This is a genomic window from Chryseobacterium hilariae, assembly GCF_051400735.1.
GTDB lineage: Bacteria > Bacteroidota > Bacteroidia > Flavobacteriales > Weeksellaceae > Chryseobacterium.
In genome coordinates this window covers 985,025-1,008,076 of the sequence record NZ_JBLFFJ010000001.1, presented here as the reverse complement: position 1 = coordinate 1,008,076, position 23,052 = coordinate 985,025, and the positions used below count along the sequence as shown (strand labels likewise).

The following is a 23,052-nucleotide window of genomic DNA, read 5'->3' as shown; positions in this document are numbered from 1 at the left end:
TAATGCAATAACCAATCTGAGCTAAGATCGAGATAAAGTAATGCTTAAATGTAATATTAACAAAAAACAGGGAAGCCCTACAGCTTCCCCATTTCTATTGAAAAATATAATAATGTGTCAGAATTTTTACGGATAAAGTGATTTTGTTCCGTTGCTTACGATATTGCTTCCCAATCCGGAAAATGATACGGAAAAATTGCTGCTGTTAAAGCTTAAAGAACCCGTAGGAGTACATAAGCCAAGCGCATATCTGCACTGCCCGTAAGCTCCTGTTCTCTTTGTGGTTTTGCTTTCGCTTTTTGCCTTGCCCAAACTGATACTTCCCCAGTCGCTTACATCAACATTGGAAACCGTAGACCCGGAATAATAAATAGTAATCTTGTATCCGATTTCCCCTCTTTTAGATCCCCACAACCATTTGGCTGTCCACCATTCCTTGAACCATTTTGAAGATACTTTAGCCTGAGCATCATAAGGAGAAACTTCAGTATTTCCTCTTGTATCCATCATGACAAGCCCTGCAAATACATTATCCCAAATAATGCCGGACTCATTATAAAAGCATAAAGATGTAAACTGTTGGCCTTTATGGTTCCATGAAATTTCAAGAACATCGGTACCGGCTTTGATCTGTTCGGAAGCAGCTTCTTTAAGTCCTTTTTGGGCCTCAGTCAATTGATCTCCCGAAAATAATACTCCGATTTTTCCTACTTTTACCGTTTCAGGAACAAGAATATTTCCTTCTGCTGTAAACTGCTCCCTGTCAGAAATTAAATTCTGGGAGATTTCAATACCTTTCTGTGTGGAAAGCTTTCCTAAAACATTGATCCCTGTGATCTGCAGGTCGTTTTTCAGGTATTGCTCAAGGTTTTTCTTAGAATCACTGATCTGGATCTGAATATTTTCCGGAACAGTCTGTAATCCAGGACTTATTTCCTTTTTCAGATCAGCAGTTGATACCTTAGAGACACTTGTTTCCTGCATGGTTTCATTGTTTTCATCCTGACAGGCAGTAAGCGTCAATACTGTTATGACAGCAAAAAGCTTAAAAGTAGTTACAAGTTTTTTCATGATAAAATATTTAATGGTTTTGTGTAATAAATATAATAAAATTAATATTATGTCTCGTTTTGTTGAATTAATTATTTATTAACTGAAAGTTGTAGTAGGTTTAAGACAAGAGTAAAAATGTCAATTATAAATTTTGCTTTGCAAGTCAAGGAAATCCTGAGCATCATCATCTACAGTTAAAAGCTTACACTTAAACATTCAAACTCTCAGATTCTCAAACTCTCAGACATGATCTTCCGCATCCCGTAACTCGCAAAACCTCTTCAAATCTTAAAATTTGTTTAAAATTTTACTTTCCTGTAAATAAATGTATAAACTTTCGTAATTTTACCGCATGGAATTAAGTATTGGAGAAATGGCACTGATCGCGGTGGCGATTGTTGTATTATTCGGTCCGGATAAGCTTCCTCAGATAGCGCGTGACTTAGGCTCAGGCGTGAGAAAAATGCGTGGCGCAGTGGAAGACATTAAAACTGAGATCATGAAGGAAACTGATAATCCTGTTTCTGAGATCAAGCGTGAAATAGAGAAGGTAAAAGATGCTGCAAAAGACTTCAATCCCATGAAGAATATTGAAAAGGATATCATCACAGAACCTTCCGCTACTAATGAACCTCCAAAACTAAAGCCTGCCGACGACGAAACCTACGAAGGGCCTGTAAGCAGATAATTCATGGAAGAAATCATTCAGGAAGATAAAAAGGTTTTTCTATACCTTAATAATTTGGGCGATACTTCCTTCGACCAGTTTTGGATGCTCATCTCCAGTACATGGATCTGGGTACCGCTTTACATCATATTTCTTTACTTTTTATACAAAAATTATAAGCTAAAATCCTTAATCTTTATCCTTGTATTCATTGCACTGGGAGCTACGGTTTCTGATCAGCTGGCTAGTGTTTTCAAATATGGAGTGGCCAGGCTCCGGCCCTGCCATGATCCCAGCTTAGAGCATTATATGAGGATAGTGAAGTGTGGCGGACAGTACGGGTTTTATTCTGCCCATGCTTCCAATACCTTCTTTCTGGCAGCTTATTTAAGTATTTTATTGAAAAAGAAGCTCAATTGGTTTCCATATGCTATATTTGTATGGGCTGTGATAGTTTCTTACAGCCGGATATATTTAGGAGTGCATTTCCCGATAGATATTTTGGTGGGGGCGTTTGTTGGATCTTTATTGGGAGTGATATTTGGGGTGCTCGCCAAAAAAGTCGTCAACAAACAAAATATAGCTTCATGAAAAAATCTTTATTACTGACAGCATTTATATGCTCCTCATTCAGTCTTTACGCACAGGATAAAAGTAAAGCCGAAGAATGCTTTAAAAAAGCCGATTACAAATGTGCAGAAGAACAATACAGTAAATTAGCAGAAAAAGAACAGATCCAGAAATTTCAGTCCGAATATTACAATAATCTTGGGACCGCCCAAAGAAGGCTGGGGAAGTCTGCGTTAGCTTTGAAATCTTATGAATCTGCTTTAAAAGCTAATCCTTTATCGGCTCCGGTATATGCCAATCTTGCATCGCTGAACAGCCAGAAAGGTAATAAGACCAAAGCATTGGAATACATTTCCACAGGTCTCAAAATAGATGCAGAAAACCCTGAATTTTATCTTACCCGTTCCAAGATCTATGACAGCCAGGGGAAAAAAGATCTTGCCCTGAATGATCTAAAACAGATCCTGACTTTCGCACCGGATAATATTTTTGCTAAAACGGGACTGGCCAATCTGAAGAAAAATAACGGCGATCTGGACGGTGCATTAAAAGATTATAATCAGCTGATCTCCGAAAAACCGGAATCACTGTTGTATAATGGCAGGGCAGATGTCTATTTCAAAATGAAAAAATCTAAAGAAGCTCTTACAGACGTCAATAAAGCCATTTCCATAGATCCGAAATTTTCTCATTCTTATGTAACCAAAGCATTGGTTTTATTTGATGCGGCAAAGCCTAAAGAAGCATGTGAAAATCTGGATAAAGCAGTAAGCTTGGGTTATGAGAAAGCTATTTTAGCAGATTATTATGCTAAATGTGTGAAAAAATAAATCTTATATAAAACCATTCTTTACGGGCGCGGCATGAAATGCCGCGCCCGTAAAGAATGGTTATCAGACAAAATAATAAAGAAGATAAATGTTAAACATTGTTCTTATAGAACCCGAAATACCCAATAATACGGGTAATATCGGACGGCTGTGTGTGGGTACAGAAAGTAAACTGCACCTGGTTCATCCGTTTGGATTTGTAATCAATGATAAGAATCTGAAAAGATCCGGTTTAGATTATTGGGTGCATCTTGACGTTACCGAATATGAAAATATTGAAGAGTGGATGAAAAATATTCCAGATCCGTCCCGTGTTTTTTTAATGAGTTCACATGCAGAAAAATCATACTTTGAAAATAATTTCCAGGATGGTGACTGGCTGGTTTTCGGTAAGGAAAGTGTGGGTTTGAGTAAAGAAATTTTAGAGCATTTTGAAAATCATCTGACCATTCCCATGTCAAAATTGATCCGAAGTTTCAATATTGCCAATTCCGTTGCTTTTGTAATTGGTGAAGCCAAAAGACAGATCAATTTACAAGTTAATTAAGCAGAGTTCTTTCTTAATACAGGACTTTTAATCATTATGATACGGCTTTCCCTGTAAGATCTGATCAGCACGATAAAGCTGTTCGACAATAAACAGACGGATCATCTGATGGGTAAAAGTCATTTTTGATAAAGACATTTTTTCATTGGCCCGGCTGTAGATCTCCTCAGAAAAACCATAAGCACCTCCGATAAGGATATGAACTTTTTTTACCGAAGAATTCATCCAGGTATCAATTTTCTGCGAGAATTCACGGCTGGTGAACTGCTTGCCTTTCTCGTCAAGGAGCACAACAAGATCATTTTTATCAATATAATTTAAGAAAAGCTTAGATTCTTCCTTCTTTAAAAGTTCAGGCGAGAGATTTTTCGCGTTTTTTACATCCGGGATTTCTGTGATTTCAAAATTCCAGTGCTTGGGAAGACGGGTAAGATAATAACTGATCAGGGATGTGATTTCCTTGTCATCTGTTTTGCCGATACAAAGTAAGCTGATTCGCATGTATAGAGGATTTCAAGAACAAAGATACCATTTTTTAATGCTAAAAAAGAAAAGGCTAATCTTAGAGTATTTAAGGTTCAGCCTTAGTTATTAAATCTTTAAATTTTTTAATTTTTTAATCTTTCCATTAGTTGCTTATTCTTTGTTCTTTAAACTTATTCCTGTATTGAACAGCATTAATCCGGTAGTTTAATGCCTAAACCTAGTGAAATCTACATTAGAAAGATTGACAACTTTCAGAACATCTATTACTTTTCAAATACTGTTTTCTTTCCGTAGATGAGGAGAGAATAGCTATTCTGTACAATTGATGCATATCAATCAATTTAAGCTTTATAACAGGATAAAGAAAATGTTTATATTTGTATATAAGACTTATGTGAAACAGTGGATTTTTTTCCTTTTAAGGAGATAAACAGCTGTTATTATTAAGGGAAATGCACCAAATAGATGAGTATAAAGGTTCCTAGATTTATCTTGAAGATTCAAGAGTTTTTTGACGGTATACATATTCCTGTTTTGGGAATATCGCTCTGGCAGATGTTTCAGATCTATATTTCCGGGATTTTCAAAGGGAATATCGGAAGAAAGGCGGCAGCTATTTCCTGGAGCTTTACCATCAGTTTGTTTCCTTTTCTGCTCTTTTTGCTTTCTGTTTTGCCGTATATGCCGCATTATGACAAGCTGCAGTTTTATATTTTTGAAGTTCTGATGCATAACGTTTTTCCTTCGAATATGGAAGGTGATGTAAGAGGATATATTGAAACCAATATCATCCCGAACATGAAAGGCATCAGTAACCTTACCATTGTTTTGGCATTGGTTTTTGCAACTAATGGAACTTTTTCGCTTATCAATGGGTTTAATGAAAATTCAGATGAAAAACTTAGTGATGTTAAAGAATTTATTCTTTCGTTTTTTATTACAATAGGCTTTATTACCATTGTTTTTTTGTCACTTTTCGGGGTATACTATGTAGAGGTTGTTATGAAACTTTTTACTCCGGCTTACGATATTTCCTGGCTTGTGAATAACCTTTCCAAAATCATCGGATTTGTATCTTTTCCGCTGTTTTATTTTATTCTTTTGACGCTTTTTTACTGGCTGGGAACGGTAAAAATCATCAGGTTCAGACAGGCGGTGCCGGGAGCTATTTTAACAACGGTCCTGTTTGTTCTTACCACCTTTATCTTCGCGATCTATGTAAAAGATATTGCCAGGTACAATGTCCTTTACGGATCTATCGGGAGTATGATCCTGCTGATGGTTTGGGTGAATGTGAATGTGTATCTTCTGTTGTTCGGAAACGAGCTTAATATGGCCCTCAGAAAACTCAGGATCGAAAAGCTGCTGTCTGATGAGATCAAAAGAGAAGCAGCTCACTATCACGCACAGGTGACAGAGCCTAATCTTGAAAGCGATGAAGAGCACAAAAGAAAGCTGGAAGAGGGAAAAGGTTAATTTTCCACAGCATTCATATCTTTTTTAGAACTTATACTCAATATTACAAACCCTAAAACTGCCGCTAAGAAAGAAGCGATCAGGATGGCAAATTTAGCTTCATCCTGAATTGGAATATCATCCTTAAAGGAAAGAAGCGCAATAAAAATGGACATAGTAAAACCTATTCCAGCCAGCAATCCGACACCAGCCATTTGTAGCCATGTACTGTTTTGAGGCAGTTCGCTGAGCTTTAATTTAATAGCGATAAAAGAAAATATGTTGATCCCGATCAGTTTCCCTAATATCAGCCCGCAGATAATTCCCAGACCTAATGTACTCGTCACTCCCGTTACCATTTCACTGGTAAAAGTAATATTGGTATTCGTTAAAGCAAATAGTGGCATGATCAGAAAGCTTACCGGAAAATGAAGCTGGTGTTCCAATTTTTCAAGAGGTGAAATTTCTACATCAGATACATTCGTAGGAATGGAAAAAGCAAGCAGAACTCCGGCTATCGTTGCATGAATCCCGGAATGATGCAGGAAATACCATAAAAATAACCCCGGAATAATATAAAAAATAATACGGGTAACTTTCAGAAAGTTTAAAAGAAACAGCAGTGCTGCCGTTCCAAACGAGAGTAGGAGATAGGTCCAGTGAATCTGTTCAGTATAAAAAATAGCGATCACCAGGATAGCACCCAGATCGTCCACAATAGCCAGTGCCGCAAGGAATATTTTAATCGAGTTGGGAATCTTTTTGCCCAGCATCGAAATGATGGCCAGTGAGAAAGCAATATCCGTAGCCATAGGAATTCCCCAACCGCTGCCATACTCTGTTCCGGAATTGAAGAAGGTATAGATCGCTGCAGGAACCAACATTCCTCCTACTGCTGCAAAAATAGGCAATGATGCATTTTTAAAGGAAGAAAGCTCGCCTTCCACCATTTCCCGCTTGATCTCAAGTCCTACAAGTAAAAAGAAAACGGCCATTAGCCCGTCATTGATCCATATGCTCACCGGATAGGTAAGGTGAAAAAGGTGAGTGCCCACTTCTTTGTCCAGAAAGTTCTGAAAACCTTCACCCGCAGACGAATTGGCGATTAATAATGAGACTAGCACACAGAAAATAAGTATAATTCCCGATGACTGATTGCTGCTGAAAAATTTTTTAAAATATAAAGATAAGTTCATGTCTATGATTGTAATCGTCTCACTCTTGAAACTCCGTCAATGTTTTTAAGTTTTTTAAATGTTTCTTCCAGCTGACTTTTGTTTTTAACTTCAAGATTGATGCTGCCTGTAAAAACACCGTTATTGGATTCTATGGACATACTTTTCATATCCATTCCCATGCTTCCGCTGATCACGGTTGTAATATCGTTGATCATTCCCATCCTGTCAAGACCTTCGATTTCAATCTTAACCCTGTTTTTAAAGCTTTCCGCATTCACCCATTTGGCAGGGATGACACGGTAATCGTACTGTGCCCTCAGGTTGATGGCGTTCGGGCAGTTGTCGCTATGAACTTTAATACCGTCAGAAATTGTGATAAATCCAAAAATTTTATCGCCGGGAATTACTGTACAGCATTTTGCATAGGTGTAGTTCAGTTTTTCTTCATCTTTCCCGAAAACGATCATATCAAGATTCTGTTCTTTCGGTTCTTCAAAATGAGTATTCTTTGCCGGAGATTTTCTGAATCTTGAAAGTAAATTATTAAATACGTTTTTACTCTCAATATATTTTCTCAGACTGCTGACATCCAGCTCATTGCTTTGGAATTTAAGGAACAGTTCCTGGGAAGATTTTAGATTGAAAAACTTCTGAAGTTTGTTAACCTCTTCATCATTAAAGTTGATCTTTGCATGGCGAAGCTTCCTTTGGAGAATTTCTTTTCCATCTTCCACCAGCTGGTTTTTCTGGGAGTTCAGGTAGCTTTTGATCTTGGATTTGGCCTTGGATGTCACTACAAATTCCAGCCAGTCCGATTTAGGTTTCTGGTTCTGCGAAGATAAAATGTCTATCTGGTCACCATTCTGAAGAACATAAGAGATAGGAACCAGCTTCCCGTTGATCTTTGCTCCAAGACATTTCATTCCAAGGTCGGAGTGAACGGCAAAAGCAAAATCCAAAGCTGTAGCATTCGTTGGAAGGATTTTAATTTCCCCTTTTGGAGTAAAAACAAATACTTCCTTAGAATATAAATTGAGTTTTATATTATCTAAAAGTTCAGATGTGGAAAGGTTTTGCTGCTGTTCAAGAATATCACGGATTTCAGTAACCCATCGTTCAAAATTCCGGTCATCAGAGCTCTGTTTGTAACCTTCTTTATATTTGTAGTGAGCGGCAACGCCTTTTTCGGCAATCTCGTCCATTCTTTCCGAACGGATCTGTACTTCTATCCACTTTCTGTCCGGTCCCAGAACGGTTAAATGGAGACTTTCGTACCCTGTAGAACGTGGCTGCGTGATCCAGTCCCTCATTCTTGAAGGATTACTGTGGTAAACATCCGTTACAATAGAGTAGATCTTCCAGGCCAGGAATTTTTCATTCTTTGCATCTGACTTATAAATGATCCTGATCGCATAGTTATCGAAAACTTCCTCAAAAGAAACTCCCTGTTTAAGCATTTTTCTGTAAATAGAAGAGATAGCCTTCGCACGGCCTTTGATCGTGAAATTTAACCCTTCTTCCTTTAATCTTTCCGAAGCTTCTTTCTTAAATTCTTCAATATATCTTTCACGGCTTTCTTTCGCCAGTTCCAGTTTTTCTGTGATTTCATTATAAACTTCAGGATTGTTATATTTCAGGGAAAGATCTTCCAGCTCCGATTTGATATTATACAGCCCCAAACGGTGCGCCATAGGTGCATAGATATAAACGGTTTCCGAAGCGATCTTTTTCTGCTTGTCCGGAGCCATGCTTTCCAGTGTCCGCATATTGTGAAGACGGTCAGCAATCTTGATGAGAATAACCCTGAAATCTTCAGACAGCGTCAGTAACAGTTTTCTGTAATTCTCAGACTGTACAGAAATGTTCTGGTGATTCATGATAGAGATCTTTGTGAGACCGTTCACAATATTGGCGATCTTCTCTCCAAAAATCTTTTTAAGATCTTCATAGGTATAGTCTGAATCCTCAATTACGTCATGCAGCAGGGCGCACGCAATAGAAGTGGCTCCCAAACCAATCTCTGTAGCTACAATTTTAGCAACAGCAATAGGATGATAGATGTAGGGTTCGCCGGATTTTCTCCTTTGATCTTTATGGGCATCCAATGCAATATCAAATGCCTTCCGGATGAGCTTGTTATTTTCCTCGTCCAGAGTCCTGTATGTATTCGAAATCAGATCCTTATACCGGGCAAGGATCTCTTTGTTTTCCTGTTCTAAATCGTAACTCATTTGTGCTAACGCCTATATTTAAACGAAAATACGAAATTTTTTAAACTTTTCCACCATAAAAAATCCGCAGATCATTCTGCGGATTTCCGGTTATTAGGTTTTGTGTTTTTCTGTCAGAATTTAACTTCTGAATCCATGCCGCTGCTTGATGCCTTTATTCTCACATCGGGGCTGTTATGGATCTCGGCTCTGTTTCTGGCATCAATAAATCGTTTAATGTGATCATAATGTGCCTCTCCAATACCCATATTCTCGAATAAATAGGTCTTCAGTACTGAATTTTGGCTGAAAATATTTCGGGCGCCATCAGTTTGGTTATTATCTTTTACCGCAACACTCGCCAGATACTGAGAGGTATCAGAGCCGGTATGGAGATATACTATGTAATCTGAATTTTCAAATCCTGAATTTTCCAGATCGGCTTCAAGCTTTTTGTAATCGCTGTGATGTGCAAATAATCCAGCTAATATATTTGACATAAGCAATAGTTTTAAAATTGTACTTAAAGATAATAAATATTTTTCAATATTATTGCTATTAATTTATTAAAATTTATAATTTATTATTTTATCTATAATGTAATGTTAAAATGTTTGAGAATGTCTATTGAACACCTGTTTGGTTTTGATGGGTATTCTGAATGTATTACAGGCTCTATTCATCTATAGCATCTGTGAAATTTTTGGGAATAAAAAAAACGGACCGAAGCCCGTTTCCATTGGATATTATTAAATTTTATATCCTTTCATTTTTAATTTCCTCCACAATTTCAGGATTCAATAATGTCGAAATATCTCCGAAATTACTGAAATCTCCTTCCGCAATCTTTCTCAGGATCCTACGCATAATTTTTCCCGAACGTGTTTTCGGCAGTCCTGAAACAAACTGTATCTTATCAAGCTTGGCAATCGGTCCTATCTGATCCGAGATAAGCTGATTGATTTCCTTCTTCAGATTTTCCTTGTCACGGCCTTCCCCGGTTTCTTTTAAGATCACAAAGCCATATAAAGCATTTCCTTTGATGTCATGAGGGTAGCCAACAATTGCAGATTCTGCAACGGCAGGATGTTCATTGATGCTGTCTTCGATAGGTGCTGTTCCTAAATTGTGCCCTGAAACAATAATCACATCATCTACACGGCCTGTAATCCTGTAATATCCTACTTCATCTCTCAATGCACCGTCACCTGTGAAATATTTCCCTGGGAAAGCACTGAAATAAGTTTCTTTATATCGTTGATGGTCGCCCCAGATCGTTCTTGCGATTCCCGGCCACGGAAAGCGGATGCAGAGATTTCCTGTCACCTGGTTTCCTGTAATTTCATTGCGTTTATCATCCATTAAGACAGGCTGGATTCCCGGAAGTGGAAGGGTAGCATAGGTAGGTTTGGTTGGAGTAACGAACGGAAGCGGTGAGATCATAATTCCTCCTGTTTCCGTCTGCCACCAGGTATCTACAATGGGACATTTTTTATTTCCTACATGATCATTGAACCAATGCCAGGCTTCATCATTGATAGGCTCGCCTACGGAACCGATCACCTTCAATGAGCTCAGGTCATGTTTATCTACCCATTCCGTGCTTTCTTTTGCTAATGAACGGATGGCGGTAGGAGCGGTATAGAACTGGGTGATCTTATGTTTTTCAATCACTTCCCAGAAACGGTCTGGTTCAGGATAGGTAGGAACACCTTCGAAAATAACGGTGGTTGCTCCGTTAAGAAGCGGTCCGTATAAAATGTACGAATGTCCTGTGATCCACCCGATATCTGCTGTACACCAATAAATATCATTTTCCTTATAATTAAATACATTTTTAAACGTATAAGCTGTGTACACCATGTAACCTGCGGAAGTATGAAGCATTCCTTTTGGTTTTCCCGTAGAGCCGGAAGTGTAAAGGATGAAAAGAGGGTCTTCAGCATCCATGATCACGGTAACGAAATCAGCGGAGGCTTTTTCGTACAGGTCAGTCATCCAATGGTCTCTGCCTTCTTTCATTATGATCTCGTTGTGTGTTCTTTTCACAACCAGAACGGATTCTACGCTTGGTGTTTTTTCCAGTGCTTCATCTACAATGCTTTTCAGATCTAAAACCTTGTTTCCCCTATAGCTGCCATCTGATGTGATAATCATCTTTGCATTACAGTCGTTGACTCTTGAAGCTACGGCAGAAGCAGAAAATCCGGCAAAAATAACGGAATGCACAGCACCTAATTTGGCACAGGCAAGCATGGTAATTGCCAATTCGGGGATCATAGGAAGATAAATACATACTCTGTCCCCTTTTTCAATGCCCATTTCGCGTAAAACGTTGGCTGTTTTGTTGACGCGGTTATATAGTTCGGTATAGGAAATATGTTGTGCTTCCTCTTTAGGGTCGTTAGGTTCCCAGATAATGGCAGTTTTATCGCCCCTTACGGCCAGATGCCTGTCTATACAGTTTTTGGTGATATTTAATTTAGCATTTTTAAACCATGTGATTTTGGCTTCGTTCATATCATACTTAACTACCTTGCTCCATCTCTGGTACCACACAAAATTTTGGTCAGCTATCTTATCCCAGAATTTTTTAGGATTTTTAATAGACTTTTTATACTCTTCAAAATAATGTGGCAGATCTTCAATTAAGTAATTTCTCATATCCCTTCGTTTTTTGAAATTTGAATTTTATTAATATTAAATATATGTTTAATTTATGGCTTAAGCCCTATAGTCATTGATTTTTTCCTGAATTTCCTCAATAATTTTTTCATCATCTATCGTAGATGGAACCTGAAAATCTTTCCCATCCAGCAATGTTCTGATCAATTTTCTTAAGATCTTTCCGGAACGCGTTTTGGGTAGACGTTTAACAACCATTGCATTTTTTAAAAAGGCCACAGCACCTATCTTTTCACGAACCATTCGGATAATGTCTTTTTCAATTTCTTCTTCAGTGATTGCTGCACCGTTTTTCAAAACAACCGTAGCGAATGGAACCTGTCCTTTCAGTTCATCATCGATTCCTACAACAGCGCATTCGGCAACATCGGGGTGCGACGAAACAATTTCCTCCATTTCTGATGTAGAAAGTCTGTGTCCGGCGACATTAATGACATCATCCACTCTTCCGGTAATGAAAATATAGCCGTCCTCATCCTGAATGGCACCGTCTCCAGAGAAATAATACCCTTTGTATTGAGAAAGATAGCTGTTCTGAAAACGCTCATTGTCATTCCAGATGCCTAGAAGTGCTCCCGGAGGAAGCGGAAGCTTGATAATTAAATAACCTTCCTGATGGGCGTCGAGTTCATATCCATTCTCATCAAATATCTTAATGTCATATCCGGGAATAGGTTTTCCGGCAGATGCTCTTTTAATTTGATAATCATCATTAAAGGTCATCAGTCCCAGCATTGGCCATCCGGATTCTGTCTGCCACCAATGGTCAATAGCGGGAACTCCGATGTGTTCTGCAAACCAGTCCAAAGTAGCTACATCGCATCTTTCGCCGGCCAGAAACTGTTTTTTAAAATGAGACAGATCATATTTTTTGACCAGTTCTCCGTTCGGGTCTTCTTTTTTGATAGCTCTGATGGCCGTAGGAGCTGTAAACATTGCAGAAACCTTATATTCTGAAATAATTCTCCAGAAGGTGCCTGCGTCAGGAGTCATAATGGGTTTCCCTTCAAAGATGATCGTTGTATTCCGGTTGATAAGCGGACCGTACACGCTAAAGCTATGTCCAACTGCCCAGCCGAAATCAGAGGCTGCCCAATAAGTTTCTCCAGGCTCAATACCATACACGTATTTCATGGAAAACTTCAACGCTGTTGCATAACCTCCGGTATCTCTTACAATTCCTTTTGGTTTTCCGGTAGTTCCAGAAGTGTAAAGCAGATACAGCGGATGGGTTGATTCTACGGAAATACAGTCTGCAGGCGCTGACTTTTGAACCAATTCTTCATAGTCAATCAGTCCTTCAAACATTTCATGCTGGTTGTCTACCAGTTTTCTGTTGTAAACAATGATGTTGTCCACTTTATCCTGTGCCAGTTCGATGGCCTTTTCCACAAGTAGTAAATAAGGAATTCTTCTTGCTATTTCTACACCGGCTGTAGCGGTAATCAGGGCTTTGGGCTTACAGTCATCAATTCTCACAACCAATTCGTGGGGAGCAAAACCTCCGAAAACCACATTGTGAATCACCCCGATTCTTGCACAGGCCAGCATCGCAAAAAGGGTCTGTGGGATCATCGGCATGTAAATAACGGCTGTATCGCCTTTTTTTAAACCTAATGAAACGAGTCCTCCGGCGAATTTTGACATTTCTTCTTTAGCCTGATTAAAAGTATAGGTCTTCTTCTGATCGGTAACGGGAGAATCGTAAATGATGGCGGTCTGATCTCCGAAACCGTCTTCAATGTGTTTATCAATGCATAGATAGCAAATATTGAGTTTTCCATCAGTATACCACTGTGGATAGTCATTTTTACCTTTTGAAAGAATCTGTTCCGGAAACTCAAACCACTGAATTTCCTTAGCTTGTTCCTTCCAGAAATTTTCTTTGTCTTCTATGCTGTGTTTAAAGAGATTATCTGCGTCCATATTAATTTTTGTGTCTTATGTTTTTGTTTTGCGGACAGACGAAGGGCTAGAGTTTTGTTTTCAATCTACTGTTTCATATTTCAGTTGTATGTCTGAATTTTCTATCCTTGGCAAGATTTTAAACCTTGCCCAAGATATCTATATCCCCAGTTTTTAACTTTAATCCAACACTCTGTCTGTAAGTCTGGTATCTGACGTCTAAAATCCTCTACCCAAACATCTCCTCAATCTGTTGCATCAGCTTCTTAATAGAGTAAGGTTTCGTTACATAAGCATCAGCGCCCATTTTCAGGCCTTTTTCAATGTCTTTAGGATTGTTTTTTGCGCTTAGAAAAATGACTTTTGTATCTTTCATTCTTTCATCTTCTTTGATGGCTTCCAAAGTGCTGTATCCGTCCAGATTGGGCATCATGATATCCAGAAGAATAACGTCCGGAACCATTGTTTTTAGGAAATCCAGGACTTCCGTTCCGTCTCTTGCGATGTAAACGTCGTAACCGTTTTTCTTAAAACTGTATTCCAGCGACATTAATATTTTGTGTTCGTCATCGGCAATAATGATCTTTCTCATAGATGGTTATTGGTTTTGTTCAACTTCATTTTTTGTTATGCTGTAAGGAATGCTTATCGTAAAAGTTACGCCCAGACCGCTGTTTTCCGCTTTTATTGTTCCGCTGTGTGCCTCTACAATTTTTTTTGAAATAGCCAGTCCGAGTCCGCTTCCTGTAGGTTTTAAAATATTTTGGTTTTTTGACTGGTAAAACTTATCGAAGATCATTTCCAGATCCTCTTCGGGAATACGTCTTCCCGTATTGAAAATGCTGATGTTGAGATAATTTTCTTTATCAGACAGTTTGGTCTGTATCGTTCCCTGATCATCGGTGAATTTTAAGGCATTCCCGAGAATATTCTGGAAAAGCTGGATCATTCTTGCTTCATCATATTCAAATACGGTTTGATTCAGGAGGTTGACTTCACTTAAATGAATATTTTTCTGCTGTATCAGATGGAGTAGAGGGTTTAAAGCTTTTTTGTAGGTTTCAAAGATATTGTTTTCTTTAATGTTCAAAGCTATTTCACCGTGTTCCAGTTTGTCCAGGTAGAGAATATCGTTGATGATCTCACTCAGCCTGTCAGATTCCGTGATGATATTGTTTAAAAACTCCTGTTTGATGTCCGGTGGGATATCATCATCATCCGCTAAAATTTCTCCCGCCGAACGAATGGCAGTGATCGGAGTTCTTAATTCGTGGGCTACGGAATCCAGGAAATCGTCTTTCTGACGGTCTTTAATGATCAGGCTTTCATTGGCGGTTCTCAGATCATTAGAAAGCTTCTGTAATTCTTCTGACTGTTCGGTGAGTTTTTTATTAAGGGTAATATTTTCTTTGGATTCTTCCAGGATGTTTAAAACTTCCTTTAAAGATATTTTATCTTCTTTGGTTACGCCTTCAATCAAAATTTTTGCAGATGCAGTCCCGATTCTTCCTGCGAGAAGGTTTTCAGAAAACTTGATAAATCTTGAATCCGCGGTTTCAGTTTTAGAATCTATATTATATTTCAAATTAAAAATTCTTAAGGCCTGTTCTGTTTTATTTTTGCCTAAAAATCTTTCCAGAATATTTTTAATATCTGAAACATAGGCCGTTCCGCGCCAGATAAAAGCATTCTCATGGTTTTGGATATACTTGTCGATATCCACGTATAATTCTGCGAAATTTCTTTCCCGATAATTCCCTTTAACGCTTACAGAAATAATGGTGAACAAAGCTGTATTGGTAAAAATAGACCAGAAGAAGATCTGTGGGATTCTGCTTAGAAAAGGAATATTAAAAAATGTGAACGCATCATACATTTCCCGGATAGCCCCTTTGAACTCCTGGTTATACGAGAAATAATATTGCGGAATAATCAGTCCGAAATAACAAATTGCTAATCCTGCCAGAAGACCTGCTACAGCACCTTTATAGCTTCCTCTTCTCCAGAATATCGCTCCGAAAAAAGAAGGGGCAAGCTGTGCAATGACAACAAATGAGATGAGTCCTACAGAATCCAGCGATGTTTTCAGGATGAAATATTTATAGAAAACAAAAGCCATGATGATCAGGGCGAAGATGCTGAATTTCCTGATATTCGTAATATTTCTTGTATTCTGAACCTCGTTGTCAGATTTGAACTTGCCCAACAAACCGTAAGGAATGATGAGGTTGTTGGAAAGCATGATGGATAAAGTAATGGCTGAAATAATGATCATGGAAATACATGAGCTCAGGCCGCCGAGGAATACAAAGACCGTAATTAAAGTATTGTCAAAATGCTGAGGAATCAGGATAGAATAGAACTCAGGATTTACCTTTTCTCCATCAAAAATAAGCCTTCCTCCCCAGGCAATCGGGAAGATAAATATAGTGAAAATCAATAAGTACAAAGGGAAAAACCAGATCGCTGTTCTGATGTGTTTTTCTTGCCTGTTCTCAATAATTGCGGTGTGAAACTGTCTTGGAAGAATGCAGATTGCCGTGGCAGAAATCATACATAAAACCATCCAGTTCATAGCGCCTTCAATTCCATTGAAAGTGTTTTTTTCTTTAAAATCTTCAAACTTGCTTGCCTTCTCATAGATATCTGAAAAGCCGTCAAATACGAAGTAAATGACAAATATGCCCAGAATAATAATGAAGAAAAGCTTTAAAAAACTTTCTAAAGCAATGGCAGAAATAATTCCCAAACGTTTCTCTGATGCATCCACATATCGGGTTCCGTAATATGAAGAAAAAAGAGCGATTAAAACAACTACAAACGTTGCATTGTCGGTCAAGATGTTATTGGACATCGAGGTCTCGGTAACCAAGTGAAAAGTCTCGGAAATGGCTTTGATCTGAAGTCCGATATAAGGGACGATGGCGAGCAGACAGACAATCGTAATGATCGCACTGAAGCTTCTGCTGTTACCGTACCGTAAAGAAATGAAATCGGCAAGACTGCTGATTTTGTTCACTCTGGAAATTCTTACGATTCTCGTGTTGATGTAGATCCATGCGGGAATAATCATGATCGGTCCTATGTAAATCGGCAGATAATTCAGTCCGCTGGTAGCCGCAACGCCGATGCTTCCGTAGTATGTCCAGGCTGTGCAGTACACGGCCAGAGACAATGCGTAGATGTAAGGATTATTGATCCATCGCTTGCTCTTCTTTTTCTCTGCCAGATGAGCAACCAGGAATAAGAGAGCGAGATAGATTAAAACAACAACAAATAACGCGAAACTACTCATCATACTTTTTTACGATTACAAAAGAGATAATGATGGAGATCATCCAGATTACGAACAGGTAGATCAGAATCATCGGGTAGCCGAAAACATCCTTTTCACTGTTGAAAAGCAGTGAAATAGGAATACTGAAAGCCATCATAAGTCCGATGCTCAGGATAATCAGTTTTTGTTCGTGTCTTTTCTTCATACATGATGATTGATAAAAGATAATTGATGAGTGTGGGTTACTCATCAATTATCATTAATCGGTTATTAAATTTTATCGTCCGAATATTCTCCTATCAGCGAATAGTACCCGAAAATAGCCATTCCGCCGGACACAATCGGCACTAGTATAAAAAGTATAATGATACCGAAAACCAGGTCTTCCTGTTTTCCCGAGGTTATTTTAGGGATTCCCATTACGGTAATTCCGAAGTATGCAACTACCAGTGCCACCAGGATCCATACAATGCCTAATATTTTTTTTAATCCGTTCATTTTAGTAGATTTAAAATTAATAAATTTCTGAGTGATTATCTCTATTAATCGTGGATATTGTTGTTCTTATTTTTAAGATAAATCAATCCGATGATTAAACAGACTCCAGCCACACCAATCGGATACCAAAGCCCTTCCAGATACCAGGTTGGATGTCCTGCATCTTTTCCCTGAGTGACCAGGTAGGTAGCCACGGCCGGAAGAAGTCCTCCGAATACTCCATTTCCAATGTGATAAGGCAGTGACATCGAGGTATAACGTATTCTTACTGGGAACATTTCAACAAGGAAGGCGGCAATCGGGCCGTAAACCATAGTTACAAAAATCACCTGAATGAAAACCAGAAATACCAGGTACCATCTTGTATCATTGCTCAGTGTAATCGATTTTGTGACTTTTGGCTCTTCCGCTTTTCCGTCTTTCATTACAGGACCGGCTGCAGACCAGTGTACGATGCTGTCTTTTTTAATGAAAGTTCCGTCTGTATAGGTAGTTTCTTTGTGAAATGTAATCAAGCTGTCCGATGCAATGTTTTTGTGAATGGCAGCGGTTCTTGTCTCTTTGATCCCGTCGTTTGCAACTGTTTTAGCTTCAATATTTACACTTTTGTACATACTGTCATAAATAGGTCTGTAAGCTAAAATAGCAATCAGCATACCGGCCATCATGATTGCTTTTCGCCCGATTTTATCTGAAAGCCAACCGAAAAACACGAAGAACGGTGTGCCCATTAATAAGGCAGTAGCCATTAAATAATCGACCTGCATCGAATCTATATTCATTACTTTCTGCAGGAAACTCATGGCGTAGAATTGCCCGGTATACCAGATAACACCCTGTCCCATCGCAGCGCCAAACAGTGCCAGTAAAACAAATTTGAAATTAAACTTGTTTCCGAAGCTTTCTTTTAAAGGATTTTTAGATGTTTTCCCTTCACTTTTGGCCTTTGCAAAAAGCGGAGATTCTTTCATGTTTTTTCTGATGAAATAAGACACACCCACCATTAAAATTGAAATCCAGAACGGAACTCTCCATCCCCAGGAGTCGAATTCTGCTGCAGATAGTGAATTTTTAGTAATTAAGATGACGATTAATGAAATGAAAAGTCCGGCAGTTGCTGTAGTCTGGATCCACGAAGTCCAGTAACCTCTTCTGTGAGGCTGTGCATATTCTGCAACATACGTCGCGGCACCTCCGTATTCACCTCCCAATGCCAAACCTTGTAAAAGTCTTAAGATTAAAACTAAAACCGGCGCCATGAAACCGATTGTTTCATATCCGGGAATGCATCCGATCAGGAAAGTGGAGAATCCCATAATCAGCAAAGTAACAAGAAAAGTGTACTTTCTTCCGATGATGTCTCCCAGTCTTCCGAAAAATAAAGCTCCGAAAGGTCTTACCACAAATCCGGCCGCAAAAGTAGCCAACGTAGATAAAAATGCTGCGGTAGGATTATCAGCAGGGAAAAATTTGGTCGCTAAAACGATCGCTAAACTTCCAAAAATATAAAAGTCATACCATTCTATCAGAGTACCGAGTGACGAAGCTGTGATCACACTCCAGATGGTGCGGTTCTTCTGCCGGTCGGTCATATTCTCGTAGTTTTCGTGGTGATTTTCGCTCATGTTGATTGATTTTGATGTTAATGGATTAAGATATTAAGTTCATCCGATGTTTAAAGGTAAATTTGAAACTGTACAATGAATTCGCCTTTTGAGGAAGGGCTTTCCGTAGGACTGGTATAAACCGGTCTTGTGGAATACTGGGTAGTAATTTTTGCGTGATGGCCGTCTATGAACCAGTTGGCACCCACATCAAACTGTGAAGACGACTTGTCGAATGCTTCAAAGTTTTTATGGGTATATGCTGCGAAAGGTTGTATCCTGATCTTTGGTTTTTCTGCCTGGTTAGGAAGAAGCAAGCCTGCCTGGGCATACACTACATTTCCTGTTCCTATCATCGGCTGTAGATTTCCGGGTCCTGCAATGGCTCTGTTTCCTGCAAAATTAGGATCATTGGCTGCAATATTCATTGTTCCAAGGTTTCTTATATAATTAGGGCCGAAATTGTAGTTATAATATCCAGCATAGGCAGAAACGGCCATTTTGTGTTTTGCATTTCCCAAAGGAATGTCTGCAAAAGCATCCACTGCCAGAAGTGTGATGTCGTGTTTTTCAATATTGGAATTGACTGATGTTCTTGTCCCGTCCGCCTGATGATAAAAACCTGCACCTACATTGAATACTTTCTTTGTTCCCAAATACGAGCCCACTTTGAAAGGAAGGGTATTGGACTCTTCATCCAGGAACTGATATTCTACATATCCTGCTTTTGAAAAGCTGGGATTTCCATTATTGTCAACGGCTGAAGCTCTTGAAGGATCTGTAACATTCACAGGAACCAGATCTGTTGCAAAAGGTTTATTTAAGCTGAAACGGTATTCCAGTTTGCCGTATTTTCCTTTAGCAAACATTCCGAGCTGTCTTGCAAATTGATCAGAGTTATCGATTAACGGCCATGAGAAAATAGGAGAGTCTACAGTAAGAAAATTCAGAGTTGAGGCCATGGTCATGCGGGAAAGTCCCATATAGTAATGAAGCCCAGCTCCTAAAGATAAACTGAATTTTCCGGCTTCTCCAGGTAAAATAACTGCATATTCATTCCATGCATCATGAAAAAACAGCTGTGGTTTCTTTCCATTTCCATGACCTCCTGTTCCAGTGGTGCCTGTAGCTCCTCCGTTGATGAAGGTTTGGTTATTGATCCCGAAATGGGCCAGGATCATGTATCTTTTGGAGATTTGCGCGTATACTAATGCACGTAATCTTCTATTTCCCAGACTCCAGGAATTGTCGGTGGCTTCTCCTGCTACCATACTTCCGGGGTTCATTTGGGTATTTCTGAGCCAGAATTGGTCCCATAATATGAATCTGATGTACTTATCTCCTTCCGGATTGAGGTTTAATTTTAATCCGCCTCCGTAATCAGGAGAACCCTGTGAATATAAAGAACCGCTTATTAAGGCTAATCCAATAAATGAAAGTAATTTCTTCATAAATTATCAATTTTTGGCGTTATTTTTTGTGAAAGCCAAATTGTAATTAATAATTTATTTACAAAAATTTAATATATATTATTGGTAATAGTATAGTTTTTCTGTGATGATCTGATTTTTATATGTGAGCTTCAGGTTTTGGACGAGGCTGATAGTCTAAGCTGTTTGATAATAAATGAGCATGGAAAGGGTTGTTGGTTGAATTTTGGCTAATGAGGGGCAGCTATCTGGTGGCTGAGGCTCTCGAAGCCACCACTGTCTTGCATCTTGGTTCTTGAATCTCCCTACTTCTTAAACCTTTCCCACTTAATCAGCATATACTTATCTGCAAACTGAGTGATAATGAGACCTGAGTTTTTGATGTTTCCTTCTTGGCTCATATATTCAATTAATTCGTTTTGCTTTAGAATTTTATAAACAGGATGGAATTCAGAATGAGGTGGCCTTGTGATGTTGTATTTCTTGATCCAAGAGCTGATTGTAACGTGAGAAACTCCAATGATTCTTTCTATTTCACGGAAGCTTAAGCCTTCAAGATAGAGCTGCAGTGCCTTGGTTACATAGTAGTCATCAATCTGTTTTCCCATTTTTTTGACGGTAAAATAATACCTGCAGTCTTTGCATAGAAAACGCTGTTTTTCGTTAATAATACCGCTTTTGACAATCTTATTGCCGCCGCATTTTGGACATTTATTTTCCATAGCTATATGTTTTTAGCAAATATATAATAATTTAGCAATATTCTATTTTAACACAAAGATAAAATTACCTGTATATTTTGTTAAATCAAAAAAAATATCTTTTTAATTTGGTTTTTAAAGTTATTATGTTTTAAATTTGCCAAAAAAATTAGATAAACAAATGGAAATAGAAATTTCCTCATGCGAACATCTCATGTATGTAAGTGAAATACAGCAGGAAATGTATGATTCAGCACAGCGCAGAGGAACGGGGATCGCAAAACGCTCCATCGAATACTTAACGAAAAAGATTTCAGAAGGCAATGCTGTGGTTGCAACTGAAAACGGCAAATGGGTGGGGTTTTGTTATATTGAGACCTGGTCACATGGCCAGTTTGTAGCGAACTCCGGACTTATTGTATCTCCGGATTACAGGAACAGAGGAGTGGCCACTTTAATTAAGAATAAAGTTTTCCAGTTATCTAGAGAAAAATATCCCAATGCAAAAGTATTTGGGTTAACCACAGGACTTGCCGTCATGAAGATCAATAGCGATCTTGGTTATAAGCCAGTAATTTATTCTGAGCTCACTCAGGATGAAGAATTCTGGAACGGGTGTAAGAACTGTGTGAACTATGAAATTTTAATAAAAAAGGAACGTAAAAACTGTTTGTGTACAGCGATGCTTTTCGTTCCTGAAAATAATAATAAAGTAAACGGGACTGAAATTCAGCAGTCCGAAATTGATGAGTACAATGGAGAAAAAGAAAGTCGTCTTAGCGTTTAGCGGAGGTTTGGATACCTCTTACTGTGCCAAATATCTTAGTGAAATACTGGGATATGAAGTGTATGCAGTGACTGTAAATACCGGTGGTTTTTCTAAAGAGGAAGAAAAAGAACTGGAGAAAAAAGCCTTCACTCTGGGGGTGAAAGAATACAGGTGCGTTGATGCTCAGGAGGATTATTATAATTCTTGCGTAAAGTATCTGATCTTCGGAAATGTGCTGAAAAACAATACGTACCCATTATCTGTGAGCGCTGAGCGTACGGTTCAGGCGCAGGAAATTGCAAAATATGCTATTGAAACCGGTGCAGATGCTATTGCTCACGGAAGTACAGGAGCTGGAAATGACCAGGTCCGTTTCGATTTGATTTTCCAGGTAATGTGTCCGGAAGTAGAGATCATTACGCCGATCCGTGATATGAGCCTGTCCCGTGAGGAAGAAATTGAGTTCCTGAAAAGCTATGGCTATGAAATGGAGTTCCAGAAAGCTCAGTATTCCGTAAATAAAGGGCTTTGGGGAACTTCAGTTGGAGGAAAAGAAACACTTACATCACGGAATTACCTTCCGGAAGAAGCTTTTCCATCACAAATCAAAGAAACCCAGCCTTCAGAATTGGAGATTGAGTTTAAAAATGGTGAGGTTGTAGCGGTAAACGGTGAAAATTTTAAACATCCCGTTTATGCTATCCAGAAAATTGAAGAACTGGCTTCAGCTTACGGAATTGGCCGTGATATTCATGTTGGAGATACCATTGTTGGAATTAAAGGAAGAGTAGGATTTGAGGCAGCGGCGGCATCAGTAATCATCAAAGCGCACCATTTACTGGAAAAACATACACTTTCAAAATATCAGCAGATGATGAAATCCCAGCTTTCCGACTGGTACGGGAATTGGCTTCATGAAGCACTTTTCCTAGATCCTGTGATGAGGAATATTGAGTCTTTCTTAGCGGATTCTCAGGCAACAGTCAGCGGGAAAGTATTTGTAACCTTGCATCCGTACAGGTTTGTTTTAAACGGAATTGAATCCAAGCACGATCTGATGTCCGATAAATTTGGAAGCTACGGTGAAGCGAACAGAGCCTGGACAGGAGAAGATGTAAAAGGATATACAAAAATTGTAAGCAATTCCTTAAACATTTACCACCAGATCAATTCAAAATAAAGAGTTT

Annotated in this window: 20 protein-coding genes and 1 pseudogene; 7 read left to right on the top strand and 14 right to left on the bottom strand. The window is 38.7% G+C overall.

Going from position 1 to position 23,052, the window contains the following annotated elements; all coding sequences use genetic code 11:
• Positions 1-126 precede the first annotated feature (126 nt).
• Positions 127-1,071, bottom strand: coding sequence for a hypothetical protein (locus ACMGDK_RS04700; protein ID WP_436806863.1), 945 nt, complete (start codon positions 1,069-1,071; stop codon positions 127-129).
• Between the two features lie 334 nt (positions 1,072-1,405).
• On the opposite strand from ACMGDK_RS04700, the gene ACMGDK_RS04695 reads away from it, so the two are divergent.
• The 4 genes from ACMGDK_RS04695 (at position 1,406) to ACMGDK_RS04680 (ending at position 3,667) form a co-directional block, all read left to right on the top strand.
• The gene (locus tag ACMGDK_RS04695; protein ID WP_436806862.1) at positions 1,406-1,741 is read left to right on the top strand and encodes a Sec-independent protein translocase subunit TatA/TatB; all 336 of its coding nucleotides are present in this window, start codon (positions 1,406-1,408) and stop codon (positions 1,739-1,741) included.
• Between the two features lie 3 nt (positions 1,742-1,744).
• Positions 1,745-2,311, top strand: a complete 567-nt coding sequence (locus ACMGDK_RS04690) for a phosphatase PAP2 family protein (RefSeq protein WP_436806861.1) — start codon at positions 1,745-1,747, stop codon at positions 2,309-2,311.
• Positions 2,308-3,120: a tetratricopeptide repeat protein gene (locus tag ACMGDK_RS04685; RefSeq protein ID WP_436806860.1), complete on the top strand. Its 813-nt coding sequence runs from the start codon at positions 2,308-2,310 to the stop codon at positions 3,118-3,120. Before ACMGDK_RS04690 ends, ACMGDK_RS04685 begins: the two co-directional genes overlap by 4 nt.
• 88 nt (positions 3,121-3,208) lie before the next feature.
• Positions 3,209-3,667, top strand: coding sequence for a tRNA (cytidine(34)-2'-O)-methyltransferase (locus ACMGDK_RS04680; protein WP_436806859.1), 459 nt, complete (start codon positions 3,209-3,211; stop codon positions 3,665-3,667).
• Positions 3,668-3,694: 27 nt separating this feature from the next.
• Here ACMGDK_RS04680 and ACMGDK_RS04675 read toward each other — a convergent pair whose 3' ends face one another.
• Entirely contained in the window at positions 3,695-4,168 is a 474-nt protein-coding gene (locus tag ACMGDK_RS04675) for a 23S rRNA (pseudouridine(1915)-N(3))-methyltransferase RlmH (RefSeq protein ID WP_436806858.1), read from the bottom strand.
• Positions 4,169-4,618: 450 nt separating this feature from the next.
• Between ACMGDK_RS04675 and ACMGDK_RS04670 the strand changes: the two genes are divergently transcribed.
• Positions 4,619-5,629 carry a YihY/virulence factor BrkB family protein gene (locus ACMGDK_RS04670; RefSeq protein WP_436806857.1) on the top strand — a complete coding sequence of 337 codons (1,011 nt, stop codon included), beginning with the start codon at positions 4,619-4,621 and terminating at the stop codon, positions 5,627-5,629.
• On the opposite strand, the gene nhaA is transcribed toward ACMGDK_RS04670, so the two are convergent.
• From nhaA to ACMGDK_RS04610, 12 genes and pseudogenes are all read right to left on the bottom strand, one after another.
• A complete protein-coding gene (gene nhaA / locus ACMGDK_RS04665) occupies positions 5,626-6,804 on the bottom strand; it encodes a Na+/H+ antiporter NhaA (protein ID WP_436806856.1) in 1,179 nt (392 codons plus the stop codon). The two genes, ACMGDK_RS04670 and nhaA, sit on opposite strands and share 4 nt — an antisense overlap.
• 2 nt (positions 6,805-6,806) lie before the next feature.
• Positions 6,807-9,017 carry a RelA/SpoT family protein gene (locus ACMGDK_RS04660; RefSeq protein WP_426047131.1) on the bottom strand — a complete coding sequence of 737 codons (2,211 nt, stop codon included), beginning with the start codon at positions 9,015-9,017 and terminating at the stop codon, positions 6,807-6,809.
• Between the two features lie 113 nt (positions 9,018-9,130).
• On the bottom strand, positions 9,131-9,496 hold the full coding sequence (locus ACMGDK_RS04655; protein ID WP_436806855.1) for a hypothetical protein: 366 nt from the start codon (positions 9,494-9,496) through the stop codon (positions 9,131-9,133).
• A gap of 256 nt (positions 9,497-9,752) precedes the next feature.
• Positions 9,753-11,663: pseudogene (gene acs, locus ACMGDK_RS04650) on the bottom strand (acetate--CoA ligase); the annotation flags it as partial.
• Positions 11,664-11,720: 57 nt separating this feature from the next.
• Positions 11,721-13,607, bottom strand: a complete 1,887-nt coding sequence (locus tag ACMGDK_RS04645; RefSeq protein WP_436806854.1) for an AMP-binding protein — start codon at positions 13,605-13,607, stop codon at positions 11,721-11,723.
• 208 nt (positions 13,608-13,815) lie between these two features.
• Positions 13,816-14,178 carry a response regulator transcription factor gene (locus tag ACMGDK_RS04640; RefSeq protein WP_426047128.1) on the bottom strand — a complete coding sequence of 121 codons (363 nt, stop codon included), beginning with the start codon at positions 14,176-14,178 and terminating at the stop codon, positions 13,816-13,818.
• A 6-nt stretch (positions 14,179-14,184) separates the two neighbouring features.
• Positions 14,185-16,881 carry an ATP-binding protein gene (locus tag ACMGDK_RS04635; protein ID WP_436807251.1) on the bottom strand — a complete coding sequence of 899 codons (2,697 nt, stop codon included), beginning with the start codon at positions 16,879-16,881 and terminating at the stop codon, positions 14,185-14,187.
• Positions 16,874-17,068: a hypothetical protein gene (locus ACMGDK_RS04630; protein WP_436806853.1), complete on the bottom strand. Its 195-nt coding sequence runs from the start codon at positions 17,066-17,068 to the stop codon at positions 16,874-16,876. Before ACMGDK_RS04630 ends, ACMGDK_RS04635 begins: the two co-directional genes overlap by 8 nt.
• Positions 17,069-17,133: 65 nt before the next feature.
• A complete protein-coding gene (locus tag ACMGDK_RS04625) occupies positions 17,134-17,361 on the bottom strand; it encodes a DUF6814 family protein (protein WP_111957580.1) in 228 nt (75 codons plus the stop codon).
• 44 nt (positions 17,362-17,405) lie between these two features.
• Positions 17,406-18,986 carry an MFS transporter gene (locus ACMGDK_RS04620; RefSeq protein WP_436806852.1) on the bottom strand — a complete coding sequence of 527 codons (1,581 nt, stop codon included), beginning with the start codon at positions 18,984-18,986 and terminating at the stop codon, positions 17,406-17,408.
• 50 nt (positions 18,987-19,036) lie between these two features.
• Positions 19,037-20,416 carry a porin gene (locus tag ACMGDK_RS04615; protein WP_436806851.1) on the bottom strand — a complete coding sequence of 460 codons (1,380 nt, stop codon included), beginning with the start codon at positions 20,414-20,416 and terminating at the stop codon, positions 19,037-19,039.
• A gap of 284 nt (positions 20,417-20,700) precedes the next feature.
• Complete coding sequence (locus tag ACMGDK_RS04610) at positions 20,701-21,117, bottom strand: IS1/IS1595 family N-terminal zinc-binding domain-containing protein (protein ID WP_436806850.1); 417 nt, start codon at positions 21,115-21,117, stop codon at positions 20,701-20,703.
• Positions 21,118-21,277: 160 nt separating this feature from the next.
• Between ACMGDK_RS04610 and ACMGDK_RS04605 the strand changes: the two genes are divergently transcribed.
• Both ACMGDK_RS04605 and argG read left to right on the top strand, forming a co-directional pair.
• The gene (locus ACMGDK_RS04605; RefSeq protein WP_436806849.1) at positions 21,278-21,883 is read left to right on the top strand and encodes a GNAT family N-acetyltransferase; all 606 of its coding nucleotides are present in this window, start codon (positions 21,278-21,280) and stop codon (positions 21,881-21,883) included.
• Positions 21,852-23,045: an argininosuccinate synthase gene (gene argG, locus ACMGDK_RS04600; RefSeq protein WP_436806848.1), complete on the top strand. Its 1,194-nt coding sequence runs from the start codon at positions 21,852-21,854 to the stop codon at positions 23,043-23,045. Before ACMGDK_RS04605 ends, argG begins: the two co-directional genes overlap by 32 nt.
• Positions 23,046-23,052: the final 7 nt, after the last annotated feature.

Excerpts from the sequence above, each read along its gene's own strand:
- ACMGDK_RS04700 (WP_436806863.1), bottom strand. The coding sequence starts at position 1,071 with ATGAAAAAACTTGTAACTACTTTTAAGCTTTTTGCTGTCATAACAGTA.
- ACMGDK_RS04695 (WP_436806862.1), top strand. The coding sequence starts at position 1,406 with ATGGAATTAAGTATTGGAGAAATGGCACTGATCGCGGTGGCGATTGTT.
- ACMGDK_RS04690 (WP_436806861.1), top strand. The coding sequence starts at position 1,745 with ATGGAAGAAATCATTCAGGAAGATAAAAAGGTTTTTCTATACCTTAAT.
- ACMGDK_RS04685 (WP_436806860.1), top strand. The coding sequence starts at position 2,308 with ATGAAAAAATCTTTATTACTGACAGCATTTATATGCTCCTCATTCAGT.
- ACMGDK_RS04680 (WP_436806859.1), top strand. The coding sequence starts at position 3,209 with ATGTTAAACATTGTTCTTATAGAACCCGAAATACCCAATAATACGGGT.
- ACMGDK_RS04675 (WP_436806858.1), bottom strand. The coding sequence starts at position 4,168 with ATGCGAATCAGCTTACTTTGTATCGGCAAAACAGATGACAAGGAAATC.
- ACMGDK_RS04670 (WP_436806857.1), top strand. The coding sequence starts at position 4,619 with ATGAGTATAAAGGTTCCTAGATTTATCTTGAAGATTCAAGAGTTTTTT.
- nhaA (WP_436806856.1), bottom strand. The coding sequence starts at position 6,804 with ATGAACTTATCTTTATATTTTAAAAAATTTTTCAGCAGCAATCAGTCA.
- ACMGDK_RS04660 (WP_426047131.1), bottom strand. The coding sequence starts at position 9,017 with ATGAGTTACGATTTAGAACAGGAAAACAAAGAGATCCTTGCCCGGTAT.
- ACMGDK_RS04655 (WP_436806855.1), bottom strand. The coding sequence starts at position 9,496 with ATGTCAAATATATTAGCTGGATTATTTGCACATCACAGCGATTACAAA.
- ACMGDK_RS04645 (WP_436806854.1), bottom strand. The coding sequence starts at position 13,607 with ATGGACGCAGATAATCTCTTTAAACACAGCATAGAAGACAAAGAAAAT.
- ACMGDK_RS04640 (WP_426047128.1), bottom strand. The coding sequence starts at position 14,178 with ATGAGAAAGATCATTATTGCCGATGACGAACACAAAATATTAATGTCG.
- ACMGDK_RS04635 (WP_436807251.1), bottom strand. The coding sequence starts at position 16,881 with ATGAGTAGTTTCGCGTTATTTGTTGTTGTTTTAATCTATCTCGCTCTC.
- ACMGDK_RS04630 (WP_436806853.1), bottom strand. The coding sequence starts at position 17,068 with ATGAAGAAAAGACACGAACAAAAACTGATTATCCTGAGCATCGGACTT.
- ACMGDK_RS04625 (WP_111957580.1), bottom strand. The coding sequence starts at position 17,361 with ATGAACGGATTAAAAAAAATATTAGGCATTGTATGGATCCTGGTGGCA.
- ACMGDK_RS04620 (WP_436806852.1), bottom strand. The coding sequence starts at position 18,986 with ATGAGCGAAAATCACCACGAAAACTACGAGAATATGACCGACCGGCAG.
- ACMGDK_RS04615 (WP_436806851.1), bottom strand. The coding sequence starts at position 20,416 with ATGAAGAAATTACTTTCATTTATTGGATTAGCCTTAATAAGCGGTTCT.
- ACMGDK_RS04610 (WP_436806850.1), bottom strand. The coding sequence starts at position 21,117 with ATGGAAAATAAATGTCCAAAATGCGGCGGCAATAAGATTGTCAAAAGC.
- ACMGDK_RS04605 (WP_436806849.1), top strand. The coding sequence starts at position 21,278 with ATGGAAATAGAAATTTCCTCATGCGAACATCTCATGTATGTAAGTGAA.
- argG (WP_436806848.1), top strand. The coding sequence starts at position 21,852 with ATGGAGAAAAAGAAAGTCGTCTTAGCGTTTAGCGGAGGTTTGGATACC.